At 50.4% G+C, this 15,273-nt stretch carries 12 protein-coding genes and 2 pseudogenes; 13 read left to right on the top strand and 1 reads right to left on the bottom strand.

The genetic code is table 11. From position 1 onward, the window contains the following. Positions 1-281: 281 nt before the first annotated feature. Positions 282-575: pseudogene (locus ACQKIK_RS20060) on the bottom strand (IS66 family transposase); the annotation flags it as partial. Between the two features lie 12 nt (positions 576-587). Here ACQKIK_RS20060 and ACQKIK_RS20055 point away from each other — a divergent pair. From ACQKIK_RS20055 to ACQKIK_RS19995, 13 genes and pseudogenes are all read left to right on the top strand, one after another. Further along, a pseudogene (locus ACQKIK_RS20055) lies at positions 588-877 on the top strand (DDE-type integrase/transposase/recombinase); the annotation flags it as partial. A gap of 807 nt (positions 878-1,684) precedes the next feature. Continuing rightward, positions 1,685-2,164 carry an acyltransferase gene (locus ACQKIK_RS20050; RefSeq protein WP_499137229.1) on the top strand — a complete coding sequence of 160 codons (480 nt, stop codon included), beginning with the start codon at positions 1,685-1,687 and terminating at the stop codon, positions 2,162-2,164. After that, positions 2,161-3,270: a DegT/DnrJ/EryC1/StrS family aminotransferase gene (locus ACQKIK_RS20045; protein WP_499137228.1), complete on the top strand. Its 1,110-nt coding sequence runs from the start codon at positions 2,161-2,163 to the stop codon at positions 3,268-3,270. The genes ACQKIK_RS20050 and ACQKIK_RS20045 overlap by 4 nt, the downstream gene beginning before the upstream one ends. Positions 3,271-3,296: 26 nt before the next feature. Next, positions 3,297-3,719, top strand: a complete 423-nt coding sequence (locus ACQKIK_RS20040) for a sugar 3,4-ketoisomerase (RefSeq protein WP_499137227.1) — start codon at positions 3,297-3,299, stop codon at positions 3,717-3,719. Positions 3,720-4,340: 621 nt separating this feature from the next. Continuing rightward, positions 4,341-4,739 (top strand): adenylyltransferase/cytidyltransferase family protein, encoded by a 399-nt coding sequence (locus ACQKIK_RS20035; protein WP_499137226.1) that lies wholly within the window; start codon positions 4,341-4,343, stop codon positions 4,737-4,739. An 87-nt stretch (positions 4,740-4,826) separates the two neighbouring features. Then, positions 4,827-6,149 (top strand): glycosyltransferase family 2 protein, encoded by a 1,323-nt coding sequence (locus tag ACQKIK_RS20030; RefSeq protein ID WP_499137225.1) that lies wholly within the window; start codon positions 4,827-4,829, stop codon positions 6,147-6,149. A gap of 75 nt (positions 6,150-6,224) precedes the next feature. Further along, complete coding sequence (locus ACQKIK_RS20025; protein ID WP_499137224.1) at positions 6,225-8,153, top strand: hypothetical protein; 1,929 nt, start codon at positions 6,225-6,227, stop codon at positions 8,151-8,153. Continuing rightward, on the top strand, positions 8,146-9,765 hold the full coding sequence (locus ACQKIK_RS20020) for an aldolase catalytic domain-containing protein (RefSeq protein ID WP_499137223.1): 1,620 nt from the start codon (positions 8,146-8,148) through the stop codon (positions 9,763-9,765). Before ACQKIK_RS20025 ends, ACQKIK_RS20020 begins: the two co-directional genes overlap by 8 nt. After that, the gene (locus tag ACQKIK_RS20015; protein ID WP_499137222.1) at positions 9,762-10,454 is read left to right on the top strand and encodes an acylneuraminate cytidylyltransferase family protein; all 693 of its coding nucleotides are present in this window, start codon (positions 9,762-9,764) and stop codon (positions 10,452-10,454) included. The genes ACQKIK_RS20020 and ACQKIK_RS20015 overlap by 4 nt, the downstream gene beginning before the upstream one ends. A 441-nt stretch (positions 10,455-10,895) precedes the next feature. Continuing rightward, a complete protein-coding gene (locus ACQKIK_RS20010; protein ID WP_499137249.1) occupies positions 10,896-12,008 on the top strand; it encodes a DegT/DnrJ/EryC1/StrS family aminotransferase in 1,113 nt (370 codons plus the stop codon). Between the two features lie 11 nt (positions 12,009-12,019). Beyond that, on the top strand, positions 12,020-12,700 hold the full coding sequence (locus ACQKIK_RS20005; RefSeq protein ID WP_499137221.1) for a WbqC family protein: 681 nt from the start codon (positions 12,020-12,022) through the stop codon (positions 12,698-12,700). Continuing rightward, a complete protein-coding gene (locus tag ACQKIK_RS20000; protein WP_499137220.1) occupies positions 12,697-13,968 on the top strand; it encodes an ATP-grasp domain-containing protein in 1,272 nt (423 codons plus the stop codon). Before ACQKIK_RS20005 ends, ACQKIK_RS20000 begins: the two co-directional genes overlap by 4 nt. Further along, a complete protein-coding gene (locus tag ACQKIK_RS19995) occupies positions 13,965-15,245 on the top strand; it encodes a CDP-glycerol glycerophosphotransferase family protein (RefSeq protein WP_499137219.1) in 1,281 nt (426 codons plus the stop codon). The genes ACQKIK_RS20000 and ACQKIK_RS19995 overlap by 4 nt, the downstream gene beginning before the upstream one ends. Positions 15,246-15,273 lie beyond the last annotated feature (28 nt).

Genomic DNA, 15,273 nt, shown 5'->3' with positions numbered 1-15,273 from the left:
TGGTAGTGTGGGGTTTCCCCATGTGAGAGTAGGTCATCGTCAAGCTTCTACACCAAACCCCCGATCTTCGTAAGAGGATCGGGGGTTTGTCTTTGCGCGACAGAAAAATCAACTTGCAAGTCAGCGGTAGCAGCCAGTCGACGGGCGACAGCTTCAACATCGGCTTGGTATCGCTTCGTTCAACGCCAGGCTGCGGGACGGCGTGCACGTGATACGCGTCGTGTCCGCAAGGGGGGCTGACCGGTGTTGTCAGATAACGCCAAACGATTTCAGCTGGCATTAGGCTCTTGCCAGTTGGCCTTGGCAGTTTCGGCTGTAGGTCTGAGCGCTGGCGCTGGCGCTGGCACCTTTGGGCGTGTCGCTGAACAGCCAGTTTTTGCGCCCGATGAAGAGCGGCCGGATGGCGTTCTCGGCTCGGTTGTTGTCCCTGGGCAGGCTTCCACCTACGACGTAAGGCACGAGCCTGCTCCAGTCGCTGCTACGTAATTCACTGCTTTGCCCAAGGCAGCCTGCACGGCGATTTGCGGCTGGGTTTGTTCCAGCCAGGTCTTGAGCTGATCGAGGATGGACAAGCTGCTCGCGACTACAAGCGGCTAATGCGTCGGCTCGGGCTCAAAGGCGTCGTGCGCGGCAAATCGATCAGGACCCCAGTCAGCGAAAAGGCCGCACATGCCAGCTGGACAGGGGCAATCGACAGTTCCGTGCTGAGCGGCCTAGCGCGATATGGTGTCAGACCTTACCTATGTCAGTATCTAGCAGGGCTTTATCTATGTGGCATTCGTCATGGGGATGTGCTCCCGGCGGATAGTTGAGTACCGGATCTCAAAATTGGCCCGAACAGACTTCATTCTTGATGCTGGAGCAGGCCATATATGCTCGCGGCCCGATTGGCCAGTGGGCAACGTGGGCAATTAATTCCTTGTCGAGACCATCAGCGGCCTGTGCAAAATCGAGGTGATCCATAGGCGGTCATGGCTGATCAAGGGCGGCAAGGGAAGGGAGTGAGGTGATGGCTCGACCTATACTGTTGCGTCGGCCTTCTCGCCTGCCGTCTGGGCAAAAAGCTCGCAGAGCCGATTGTTCGCTGAAGCAAGTCATTCTCTGACTTGTCCTATGACTGATGCGCAAGCGAGCAATTCAGCTAAAAGCTTCGCGGTGGGAGCCACCGTTATCTGCCCAACATGCCGCCTCCCGCGGCAGATCGCTGCTCCTGCGGTTCGTCTATGCCTCGCTGCGAGTTACTCGACGATCCGGAATAACCTCAAGTGCGGCCCAACTAGCGAAGTCTTAGTACTGGATTTCGGCATGCATTAGGAAAGCAGCAGGCGAGCCGTGGGCTTCAACCAAAGTGAGCGGCGCGCATAGAAAGCCATGAGCTGTGATGTCGACTGGCCACGACTGTAAGCGCTAGCTGCCAAGACGGAGGCTCCGTGTCGGGCTCAACAATCAATAGTGAAGAATTTTGAGATGGCTCGAATATTGCCCAGGTGGTTAAGCCTCACATAAGATCTAAATGGTCTATGGTAGGGGGATACGCCCCGAACAGTGTTTCAAAACTGGCTAGAATTTTGCTGTTATATCAACAGCGGCAATTTTTTGTCGGCCCTTGATCAACTGATCCGATCATACTCACAGCTATGTGCAGTAGCGGGTTCTTAATAAATTCAAAGCGGCGCAAAATCCTATGATCATGATCCACCCGTTAGCCGACGTCCAGTCTAACGCCATAGGTGAGGATACACGCATTTGGCAATTTGTCGTGATCTTGGCGGGTGCTCGTGTTGGTGCTGCCTGTAATGTGTGCTCGCACTGTTTTATCGAAAATGATGTGCTTGTCGGTGATCGAGTAACCATAAAAAACGGCGTGCAGTTGTGGGACGGATTGCGTGTTGCTGATGACGTATTTATTGGTCCTAATGTTTCTTTTACCAACGATCAATACCCGCGATCGCGTGATTACCCCGATTCTTTTGCCACCACCGTGATAGAACAAGGCGCGTCAATTGGTGCGGGTGCGGTAATTCTGCCTGGATTAGTTATCGGTCATGGAGCTCTGGTAGGAGCAGGCGCGGTAGTTACTCGCGACGTTCCGCCCAGGTCATTGGTGGTGGGCAATCCGGCACGAGTCGTGCGTAGGCTGGGTGAATCAGAGGATTGGTCATGATTCCGTTTCTAGACCTCGGGATGCTCAACAGGCGCTTCGAGGACGAGTTCGCTGCCGCATTGCAAAGAGTTCTGGCTAGCGGATGGTATATCCACGGCGAGGAGTGTCGTGCATTCGAGGCTGAATTTGCTGGCTATTGTGGTGTTGCCCATGCTGTTGGGGTCGGCAATGGGCTGGATGCTCTGGTGCTGATTCTCCGTGCCTTGCTAGAGGCAGGTCGCTTACAGCCAGGCGATGAAGTTCTCTTGCCGGGTAATACCTTCATCGCCAGCGCTTTAGCGGTCAGCGCCTGTGGCCTGAAAGTGAGATTGGTCGAACCGGATTTTTCGAGTTTCAACGTCGATCCGCGAGCCGTTGAAGCGGCAATCGGCGCGCGCACCCGGGTGATTCTTGCAGTACATCTTTATGGTCGCTTGGCTGACATGGCGACACTCGCCGATATTGCCAAACGACACGACTTGTTGTTACTGGAGGATGCTGCGCAGGCGCACGGCGCGCGGCTCGGTGTACGCCGCGCGGGTGCTTGGGGCCTGGCGGCGGGTTTCAGTATGTTCCCAGGTAAGCCGCTGGGTGCACTCGGCGATGGGGGCATGGTAACGACGAACGACACGGAACTGGCGACCATCATTCGTTCATTACAGAGCTATGGTTCCGCAGTCAAATATCAGCATGATCGCAAGGGGTGTAACTCTCGGCTGGACGAGTTGCAAGCCGCTTTTCTGCGCATAAAGCTCAGGTATCTGGACGCAGATAATCAGGCGCGCCATGAGATCGCAGTGCGCTATGACCAGGGCCTAGATCGGCGGGTCGTGTATCTACCCGAGGTTCCCGGTAGCGATGAAGCTCATTCTTGGCATCTCTACGTTGTTCGCAGCGAGTACAGGAATGCCCTGCAGCACCATCTGCTTAAGGCCGGAGTACAGACTTTAATTCACTATCCAACTCCGATTCACCGGCAGGCGGCATACAGTGAGCTGAGAGAGTTATCCCTGCCAATTAGCGAAATGATTAGCGCACAGATCCTTAGCCTCCCAATCTATCCTGGGTTGTCAGTGCCGCAGATTGATAAAGTAATTAACGCCTGCAATAGTTTCAGGGCAAAGTAACAAAAATTGGATATAGGAGTATTGTCGTGTCACTACAGCATTGCAAGATTGTCGATCTGCCTAAGATAGAAGACCCGCGAGGCAATCTGACCTTTGTCGAAGGCGGAGAACATATACCTTTCGACATCAAACGGGTCTACTACCTCTACGATGTACCAGGCGGATCGTATCGCGGTGGTCATGCACATAAAGAACTGCACCAGTTGCTGATCGCCATGTCCGGTAGCTTCGATATCACACTGGATGATGGGCGAACAAAGTTTAAATACCATCTGAATCGATCTTACTATGGGCTTTATATACCGCCTATGATCTGGCGGGAAATGGATAATTTTTCTAGCGGCTCGGTCTGCATGGTGCTAGCGTCTTCTCATTATACAGAAGCGGATTATTATCGTAATTATGAGGAGTTCACTCAGGCAGTCGCTAATGGTTCGGTGCATGGCTGATGCTAGGGACCATCGCATCACGCTAGCGCAGGATGCGCTAAGCCTGAGGTACAGTTTGGAATGGTCTTATTATAAATAACGAGCTTTTAAGTTCAGCGTAGATATCGAGATCAATTATAACTGCAGCTAAAATGGCTACGTTCGCATGAGTGCCGATTTTGTAAGCGAATCCCGTTTGTGGAATTTGAAAAACGATGCTTAGTTATAAAAAAATTAAAATATATCGGGTGCGACTTCGCAAGCTATTCTAGGCTATGTGCGTAAACCTGCGTGCACTTTAACCCGGCTTGTAGGTCATGGCAATGACAAGAGCGAAAGGGGTTAGTGTGAGACCCTTCAGCAGGTTATTGATGCACGGGCCGAATAGGGCCGGGAACGGATTGAGTCTTTTAGACTGCGGGTAGGTCGTCTACACTACTCATCATTTCGTAGAGAATAATGCTGACTGTCCTAGAAAGCTTGTTGCACTGTGTTAAATATATTTTAAAAAATATCCAGCCATGTATCCATTTGTACTTACGTCAGTAGAGAAAATATCTGTTAACTCATAGATGAGATGGATCATCCCAATGAGTCGGTAATTATGCTGGCTCGAGCTCGGCAGGCGAAAAGAGGACGAAGGTGAAAACAGTGATCACTTATGGGACGTTTGATATGTTCCATGTTGGCCATTTACGCTTGCTCAAGCGAATGCGTGAATTGGGTCAGCGGGTAATTGTGGCTGTATCGACTGATGAGTTCAACGCTTTGAAAGGCAAGCGAGCTTTGACACCTTATGAAGAACGCCGAGAAATAATAAGCGCAATAAAGCATGTTGAGTTGGTGATACCAGAGTGTTCTTGGGAGCAAAAAGAAAGGGATATAGAAGAACATGCAGTCGATATATTCGTGATGGGATGTGACTGGGCGGGGAAGTTTGATTATCTCTCAAACGTCTGCCAGGTCGTTTATCTTGATCGAACCCAAGGCATATCTTCTTCAGCCATTAAGCAGGCACTGATTCTGCAGGCGGTCGAGTAGAAAATCATACAAACTCTCTAAGTTAGCCAGGTTTATTATTCCGTAGCAAATTGGCGCAGACGCTTTGTTTGTTTGGGATCAATAATCGTGAAGACATTTTTTATATGTGCATTGCAGGGGCATAAAATGCATTGTGGGACTGCTGATATGGTTAACCTTCCGAAGGTTACGGTTGCTCTAATATGTTACAACCAAGAAAAATATATAGAGCAGGCGTTTAATTCCTGTTTGGCTCAGGATTATCCTAACTTAAAGATTGTCGTGTCCGACGACGCGTCCAGTGATAATACAGTTAGTGTTGCTAGGGGTTTGCTGGATAGCTATACGGGAAGTTGTGATGTAGTTGTGAATCAAAACTCGGTCAATTTAGGTATTGGCCGCCATTTCGCGTTCCTGATGGAAAATCTTGTAGACGGCGAACTTGTCGTTATGTGCGCTGGTGATGATGTATCAAAGCCGAACAGAGTTTCTAGAATTGTGCAGGAGTGGTTGGAGGCTGGCAAACCGTCGCTGGTGGCGCATGGTCTAGAGGAGTTAGATGGCAACGGAGCTGTTGTTAATGGTTTGGCAACCTTTCAGTATAAAAATCAAGATTATGAAATTCATGCTAATAAAATGTATAGCATGATTGAATACCATAAATATCATTTTGCTATACATTTTTTAGGCGCTGCGGTTGCGTACCGAATAGATACTTACAAAACATTTGGTACCCCGACCACATACCCTGATTGTGAAGATCACCTCATGTACTTCCGCGCATTGCTGTCTGACGGAGTTCACTATTTTCCTGAAATACTTGTGGGGTATCGTAAGCATGAGAGCGGCTGGACTTCGAGGTTAATAAAACCTCTTCATCCAATGAATAGGACGTCACCTTTTCTGTCTTTTTTTCTGGATAAAAATGGAAACCTGGCAGAAGAGTATTATAACTGTTTTGTCACGCATCAGATAGTGACGCAGCAATGGCATGATTATTTGCTTGCTGTGCGGGCTGAGAAAGTTAAGGTTGACTTCGAGCTTGTCGCTTTGATGCGAAAGAACATGTTGCGCAGACATAGGTTTTTGGTAAGGAATAAGGAGCGCTGGGATGATCGAATGGATTATGCTTCCCCTTTAAATGCGGTGATATTTGGAACTGCATTGGGAGCTAAGAACACCTTGGATGGGCTTGGAGATGGCTTTAATATCTTGTACGCATGTAATACTGATCCAAATCTAAGCGGAAAGATGTTTTTTGGTTTGAAGGTAATTGATTTAAAGCAGCTTCAATTAATCATAAATGAGGTTGATTGTGTCCTTGTGGCTAGCGGTTACTTTTTTAAAATAAAGAAATTATTAATGGAGGAGGCGAATATTGATGATAGAAAAATAGTCAGAGTCCCCGCATCTGTAATAGTGGGTGATTAGGGGCGCTCGACAAGCATGGTCTACACTGGGTGAAGAGAGTGCGATGTTGTTCTGCATAACCTGAGAGATGACTTTATGATTTTTCCTCTTCCTGAAATTGATTTTGCTATGCCTTTGTATATTTACGGGGCAGGGATGATGGGGGTGTCTTATAAAAGGCAGATTGAGCATTTTGGAATGCAAGATCTGCTAAAAGGTTTTATTGTGGATCAACCAGCTATGGAGAGTTATCTGGGGGTCCCGGTAATTAATAGATCTGCTCTGACTGAGCAGCAACTAAATGATAGTCAGTTTCTTATTGCGTCCGATCGGTTGGCAAAGCTTTTTAATGATAATTTGATTCTGCAGGGGTGCGCTAAAGAAAATATCATCTGTCCAAAGCTGGGTTGGAATGGTCGGTCAGTTATCGATGGCATAGAAAGCGATAAAAAGGCTTGCATCTACCCCGTTATTTCAAGTGGCGAGGACCTGAGCTTGCTTTGTAGCAAGGCGGATAAGAAGGTAAAATTATTTGCCGGTAGAGGGATAAGGCTGAATGTGACCATGGTTGTTGACGCTGCGATAAAATTTAGTGCGCCAGAATACTTAGGGGTCGATTTGGTTGTTGCGAGCAGTAAGGAAGAGTATCCCAGTGAACTGCTTGATAATAATGATATTATTGTAATTTTAAATATTTCTGATCTGAATAATATTGATGTTTTTTATCATGCCAAGGTTTATTTTTATGGAATAACCCTGTTGGGGCGTTTGGTTGGGCGCTATAAAATAGAGCTGGCAAAAAAATATAGTAAAAAACACCAAGCCCTGCTCAAAGCTGCAAGCAGCAAAGAAAAGGCCAGAGTGGTATTTCTAGCTATTCATAAGAGTGTGTGGAAGTTAGATAAAATAGTCAAAAGTATGCTGGTGGATCCGTTCTTTGAACCGCTGATCCTTGTGTGCCCTTATACGGCATATGGTGAGGATCGTATGTGGCAAGATATGGATGAGGTTGGTGAGTTCTTTGCAGCGAAAGGCTATCCAGTCTTGTCGTCATATAATAAAAATGAGCAGCGCTGGAGAAGCCTTTCCGAATTCAACCCGGATATTGTGTTTTTCACTAATGCACATAATATTACCCGCAAGGAATATTACGAAGATGCATATAAAAATTATTTGAGCTGCTACGTTCCTTATTATACCGACATTGCCTCTGGTTACGATGTCAATGACGCCTATAATAAGGTGTTTCATAATGTTGTTTGGAGAATATTTCATGCTGACGAAAACTCAGCGTCTAGAGCTAGACGGTATTCGTCAAACAAAGGGGTTAATGTTTTTTTATCGGGAAGTCCTTTTCTGGAAGGCTTTTTTGCTGAAGGTGATATGTGCTTGAGTCCTTGGGGCAAGCGAGTATCGGGTAAAAAAAGAATTATTTATGCTCCTCATCAAGCTATAACACACCAAAATAATCTTCATCTTTCGACGTTCTTACTCGTGGCTGATTTGATGAGGGAGCTAGCCATTAAGTACAAGGACGATTTAGAGTGGGCGTTTAGACCGCATACGATCCTCAAATCAAAGCTCTATGAGCACGCGGATTGGGGGAGAGAAAGGACAGATAGCTATTATTCTTTTTGGAGAGATTTCGAGTCATCTCGGATAAATGATGGTGATTACATTGAGTTATTTCAGGATTCTGATGCGATAATTCATGATTGTGGTAGCTTTATTTTTGAGTATTTGTTGGTTGAAAAGCCGTGCGCTTATCTTTGCTTAAACGGCCCTCATCAGCTGGATCCTATCAATGACTATGGAAAAAGGCTGTTGAGTTATTATCAGGTGATTGATGCCTTGGATGATGTTGAACGCTTTGTACTTGAGGTGATCAATGGTAGTGCGCAGTTAAAGGAGGGGCATCGAGATTTTATGGAAAGTGAGCTTAGGCCTTTCTATGTGAATGTCACGCCTTCTATAAGTATTATTGAAGATTTGAAGGCGTCTATTTGGGGCGTTGATAATGGCTAATATTCAAGAAGTTTTTATCGATTGCACTCTGCGAGACGGCGGCTATTACAACGCTTGGGATTTCTCCCCTGAGCTGATCCACGAATATCTTGATGCAATGCAGATTGTCGGCGTCGATGTGGTAGAGCTGGGTTTCCGTACACTTGAAAATCATGGTTTCCAAGGCCCTTGCGCCTTTACCACGGATGACTTTATCCGCAGCTTGACAGTTCCGCTGGGTTTGACCATTGGTGTGATGGTCAATGGTAAAGAACTGATAGGGCCAGCGCCGCAACAGCAGGTGTTGCAACACTTATTCCCTGTGCCTGCAACTGAATCGCCGGTGGATCTGGTGCGCATCGCTTGTCACTCCCATGAGTTTGAACATGCCCTGGCGGCGGTGGGCTGGTTGAAGGCAAGGGGTTATAAGGTTGGTCTCAATCTGATGCAGGTGGCGGGTCAAACCGAACATAGTATTAAGGCGATGGCACGTCAGGCCAAGGCTTTCCCGGTGGATGTGTTGTACTTTGCCGACAGCATGGGGAGCATGAGGCCAACGCAAGTGGCGCAAATCATCCAGTGGTTTCGTAGCGAGTGGGATGGTGCCATGGGGATCCATACTCACGACAATTGCGGCCTAGCGCTCGCCAATACCCTGCTCGCACTGGACGAAGGTGTGACGTGGGTCGATTCCACTGTCGCCGGTATGGGCCGTGGCCCAGGTAACGCCCGCACCGAGGAGCTAGCCATCGAGATCGCTGAACGTCGCAGCAAGTCGTTTAATCTGGTTCCACTGATGACGCTAATGCGTAAGCACTTTAAGCCCATGCAGGCCCATTATGGTTGGGGGGGCAACCCTTACTATTACTTGGCTGGCAAATACGGTATTCACCCGTCCTATATCCAGGCGATGCTCAGCGACTCTCGTTACGACGAAGAAGACGTGCTGGCGGTGATTGACCACCTGCGCGTTGAAGGCGGTCAGAAATTTAGTCTGAATACCCTGGATTCCGCGAGGCATTTCTATCGCGGCGAGTCTATGGGACGGTGGTCTCCGAGGGAGCGATTGTCGAAGCGGCACGTTTTATTACTGGGTACCGGGCCTGGTGTAGCCCGCCACAGCCAAGCGTTAGAGCGTTATATTCGCACTAACCGGCCAGTAGTTCTGGCACTCAACACTCAGGCGGCCATCGCAGCTGAGCTCATTGACCTGCGCGTGGCCTGTCACCCTGTGCGCCTGCTGGCTGACTGTGATGCGCATACGAGACTGCCTCAGCCGCTGATTACTCCTTTCTCCATGTTGCCGGTAGATGTTCAGGCCTTACTGGCAGAGAAGGAGGTGCTGGACTTCGGTTTAAATGTTCAAGCAGACACCTTCGCCTTCGGCGAAACCCACTGCACTGCGCCTTCGTCACTGGTGATGGCTTATGCGTTTGCCATTGCTGCCAGCGGCGAATGCAGTTGCCTCTACCTGGCCGGGTTCGACGGCTACGTTGGAGAAGATCCTCGCAATACGGAAATGAACCAAGTTGTGAAGCAGTTTCAAGCGTCCAGCGCCAACCTGCCAGTTATCGCGATCACGCCATCGCGCTACGATGTCGAGAAAATCAGTATATATGGGATGATATCATGACGGAGAAAGTGACTTGCTTTCTCCCTTGTCGGGCGGGGAGCCAGCGAATTGCGCGCAAGAATATTAAACCGTTTGCCGGGTTCGAGCATGGGCTGATCCAGGTTAAGCTCCGCCAGCTGCTCGCTGCCAAGCAGATAGATAATGTGGTATTGAGTACCAATGATTCGGCCATCTTGGCATTTGCTGAATCGCTTAAGGAGCCGCGCCTGCGGTTGCATCAGCGTGCTGAGTGGTTGGCATCCAATGAAACCAGCACAGACCAGTTGGTTGCGCATGCGCTGGAGTTGATACCTGATGGTCATATTCTCTGGACGCACGTCACTTCCCCGTTTATTACCGAAAAGCACTATGATCAAATCATCCAAAATTATTTCGAACAATTGGTAGGTGGCTATGATTCTCTTATGACGACTACCGCTATCTATGGCTTTCTCTGGCAGGATGAACAGCCGCTAAACTATGATCGTAGTATCGAGAAGTGGCCGCGAACCCAGACTTTGCGGCCGATATATGAGGTCAATAGCGGGGCTTTTTTAGCATCTACTGAAATCTATCGTGAGCTTGATGATCGTATCGGGCGGCGTCCCTCTCTCTATGAGTTGGATAAGTTAGTCAGTTATGATATTGACTGGCCTGAAGACTTCTTGATTGCACAATGCATGGTCGGTAACGGGCTGGCCGCAGTATGAGATCTCGATCTCAATTTCGCTGGTGGAGTATATGGACTCTGGTGTTCCACTTCGATGGAGTGAGTGCGAGTCCTCCTACAACATAAAGATCATCGCTTTTTACCAGGCAGCGCGCCCTTACACGATGATCTGCGGGAGCTATGGCCAACTGCCGAGTTGCCAGTGATGCCGAGCCACGCTATAGGAATTTCGCGCATATTGTGGCGATAGTTCCTTGCCTTGAGACACCATGTCAACTCATCCGTAGCGCGCCACTGGTGCTTTGATGATGGTATCCCCGCTAGCTCCGATAGTTAGGATTGCATTTTGATCCGTAAGCTACTGGATTGTAAAGAAAATAACCTCAACTGTTCTTGAACTATGTATGGTTATAGTTGCAGCATTTATCCAATGAAAGATTTTTGAAGTTGCTGGATCATTTGCTTCGTCAGGGAGTAGAAAATCAAAAAGCCAATCACCGTCACCAGCCCCCTACTGCCCCCCTTGGATGAGTTCATTCCCTACCTCGAGCGTATCTGGGAAAGTCGCATGCTCACTAATGGTGGGGCTATGCATCAGCAACTAGAGCAGGCGCTGTGCGAGTACCTAGGGGTTGAGCAATTGGCGTTGTTCGCTAACGGCACCCTTGCACTGGTAACCGCTTTGCAGGCGCTGCGTGTAACTGGTGAGGTCATAACCACGCCGTATTCCTTCGTCGCTACAGCTCATTCACTGTTATGGAATGGCGTCAAGCCGGTGTTCGTGGACATCGATCCGGTTTCTCTCAACCTTGACCCGGAGAAAATAGAAGCGGCTATTACCCCCTCGACCACGGCGATCATGCCGGTACACTGCTACGGAAGGCCATGCGACGTGGCGGCAATCGAGCGTATTGCGGACACCTATAACCTGCGGGTTATCTACGACGCAGCTCATGCTTTCGGCGTGCGCGACGAGGGTGGTAGTATTCTTCGCCATGGCGATCTAAGCGTGCTTAGCTTTCATGCCACTAAGGTGTTCAATACTTTCGAGGGCGGGGCGATTATTTGCCCGGATGCGAAGACTTACCGGCGCATCGGGCACCTGAAAAATTTCGGGTTCGTCAACGAGACAACCGTAATTGCGCCAGGCATCAACGGTAAGATGAGTGAAGTCAACGCTGCCTTCGGGTTGCTGCAATTGCGCTACATCGACCAGGCATTGGCGCGCCGTAAGCAGATTGACCACTATTACCGCGAGCGATTGGTCGGGGTAGCTGGAATAAGCTGCTTCGAGGGCCTGATTGACAACAGCAACCACGCTTATTTCCCCATCTTGGTTGAGGCGCAGTTTCCCTTGGCGCGAGACGAGCTCTATGAGCGTCTGCGCGAGCGCGACATCTTGGCGCGACGCTATTTTTACCCGCTCATCAGTGATTTTCCGATGTATCGCGGCCTGCCCTCGGCGGAGCCCGCCAACCTGCCGGTGGCTCGCGCCATCGCCGGTAAGGTCATCTGCCTGCCGATCTATCCGGATCTGGCGGACGAGGAAGTGGACATCATCTGCCAGCTCATTATTTCTGCGGGGCGCCGGTGATTATCGCGGTAATGCAACCTTATTTGTTTCCTTACCTCGGCTATTTTCAGTTGGCCGGGAGTGTCGATCATTTTGTGTTCCTCGACGATGTGGCTTTTATCAAAAAGGGCAACATCAACCGCAATCGCATTCTGCTCAGCGGCTATCCGTTTACCTTTAGTATCGCAGTGGAGCGGGTCAGCCAGAATCGCCGGATCGACGAGCACTATTTCACCGGTGTGTTCGATACTTTTCTGGAGCAGTTGCGCCACGCTTACAGCCGAGCGCCTTTTTTTGCCGAGGTGTTTGCCCTGGTCGAGGCCGTTTGCCTAGCACCGGAACGCAATGTTGCACGCAAGAGTGCTGCGTCGGTATGTGCGGTATTCGATTATCTTCAGCTGCCGTTTTCCACTCAGTTCGCCTCAACAATGCCGCGCACTGCGGCGAGTGGCGAGCAACGGATACTCGACCTGTGCCGCTACTTCGGCGCGGATACGTATCACAACGCGATAGGCGGGCAGGGGCTGTATGAAAGCCGGCACTTTGCCGAGCAAGGTGTGCGCTTGCGCTTCGTGAGCAACCGTTTTGCTGCGTACAACCAGGGCGTGGGAACATTTGTGCCTGGGCTGTCGATTATTGACGTCTTAATGCACAACCCCCGTGAGCAGGTATGCGAGATGCTGCTGGACTTCGACCTGGTGGAGGCAGCATGAAGCGCATCAACGTGCTGGTATTTCCTTGCGGTAATGAAGTGGGATTGGAGATTCAGCGGGCGCTCGCTCGTTCCATTCACGTCGATCTGTACGGCGCTTCCAGCCGCGACGATCATGGTCGCCTGGCGTTCGAACGATACATCGAGCTGCCAAATATTGTCGATCCGAATTTTGATGAACGCTTCGCGGAGCTGCTGGCGGGCTGGGATATTCAGCTTGTGTTCGCCACTCACGACAGCGTTTTGGCCTATCTGGCGCCGCGAATGGCGGCATGGCGTGTCCATCTAGTTAACGGCGACCCGCAAAGCACACAGATTGCTCGTAGCAAGGCGGCTACCTACGCACTATTCGCCGGGGAAGACTGGCTTCCCCGGCTGTTTGCGGGACTGGATGAGGTGGAGTATTGGCCTGTTCTACTCAAGCCAGACCAGCGCCAGGGAGGGCAGGGCGTGACGCTGGTTACGGATCGTGTGGCCGCCGAGGTGGCGCTACCTAGTCTGGATCAGCCGCTGATCTGCGAGTACCTGCCGGGCGAGGAGCTGACGGTGGACTGCTTCAGTGACTGGCGCGGGCAGCTGCTGTATATCGGCCCGCGTAGCCGAGAGCGGGTGGTAGGCGGTATTGCCATGCGTTCGCGGCGGATTCCTGTGACTCAAGAGGTGGGACGGATCGCCAAAGCGATTCATGGTCGCCTGAAATTTCGTGGTCCTTGGTTCTTTCAGCTCAAGCGTGACGAGCAGGGCGGTTATAAACTTCTCGAGGTCAGTTGCCGCCTGTCCAGCAGTTCTGTGGTTCATCGAGTGGCTGGCGTAAACCTGCCGTTGATGGCTGTGCAAGATTTCATGGCACGTGATCTGAAAGTGCTGGACGAGCCCCGAGTTGTACTGGTCGAGCGCTGCCTCGCTAGCCATGCCGAGCTGGCATATGCCTTCGACACGGTTTACATGGACTTCGACGACACGCTTGTCTGCGGCGGGCGTGCTAACCCTCAGGCCATGCGCTTTGCCTACCGGGTGCTGGAGATGGGCAGGCGTCTGGTTCTGCTCACCCGCCATGAAGGCAGCCTTAAGGCTGCTCTGGCTGAGGCGCGAATCGCCGAATCTTTATTCGATGAGATCATCCATCTGCGATGGGGTGAGCCGAAGTCCTCCGTGGTCGAGGGCGCGGCTATCTTCATTGATAACCATTTCCCTGAGCGTCTGGATGTGGCGCTTAACCGTGGGATCCCGGTGTTCGATGTGGACGCGCTGGAGCTGTTGTTTCCATGAATCGTTGGGAAGCGCCGATCCGGCGCAGGTGGCTGGCTGCCTTGCTGATCCTGCCACTGTGGTGGCTTTATGACCGGCTGACAATAAAACGAGCCAATCACTGGGCATTCTTCGTCCACCCGCTCAAGCCCAGCCAGTTGGTTGAAAACTCGCGGGCCATGTTTGAGGCGGTGAAGGGCGACCCAAGCATTCACAAGCGAGTGTTCACTCGCGACCTAGCAGCAGATCTGCATCTTGACGACGCCTGCAACACCGAGGTGATCGATGTGCAGAGCCTGCGAGGCCTGGCTGAGCTGGCGCGGTGTGGAGTCTACCTGCTGTCCAACGCGGTAGCCCTAGATATGTCATGGCGCTGGGCAGATGGTTCCTTTAGCGTGGTGCGGCCGAGCTTGACGCGGCGCGTGCTGGTCAATCTTTGGCATGGCATACCATTAAAACGGCTTTTCGCTCTGGCTAATCGCGAACAGCGTCGGCGTGCGGATAGGGTCGCCTTTCGCCGTAAAGAACGGCGCTTCTATAGAGGCCTTATCGCGTCCTCCGATATTGATAGTTATGCGATGGCGGCCATATTTCATCCTATTGATTATGAGCGGGTCTGGGTCACTGGGTTGCCGCGTAATGACTTTCTCCTTATGCCTGAGCAGGCGCTTCCGCGTTTTCTTCGTTGTGAAGTCGAATATATTCGTAACCTTAAGAAGAAAAGGCGTTTGGTGGTTTATGCGCCGACTTTTCGTGAGGCTGATTTTAATGGTGCTGGATGTTACCAGTTTGACGAAGAGCAGGTGCTGCGGCTCAAGAATTTGTTACGGCAGAACGACGCCGTTTTAGGTTTTCGGATGCACTACTTCCGCAAGGGTGATCAATTATTTAATCTCGAGCATTATGCCGACGGAGAGTTGATCGTCGACTTAGGGCATGCGGTTGTTAGTGAAATAGCGCCGATATTGCGTGAGTCTGACTTGGTAGTGACAGATTATTCATCGCTGTATATTGATGCGCTTTATCTGGATAAGCCAGTGATTAGCTTTGCCTATGATTTAGAACACTATAAAAGCAGCCAGAATGGCTTGTTGTATGACATGGATATAGTTTTTCCCGGACCGGTAGTGACCGATTTTGACGCCTTGTTGTTGAAATTACAGGATGAGTTGGTCGAGGCTAACCAACGACCTTCCGAAGCCTACCGGACCTGCAAGAAATTCTTTTTTAATTATCAAGATGATCAGAATTCCCGGCGAGTCGTCGAAAGGCTGCGCGCACTAAGTATTGAGGAGTGACCGGTGACTGATGCGAATGATGCCAAGC

The sequence above is a fragment of the Pseudomonas sp. NPDC047961 genome (assembly GCF_050272435.1).
GTDB lineage: Bacteria > Pseudomonadota > Gammaproteobacteria > Pseudomonadales > Pseudomonadaceae > Stutzerimonas.
The sequence above is the reverse complement of the archived record's forward strand: the minus strand, read 5'-3'. Positions and strand labels throughout refer to the sequence as shown.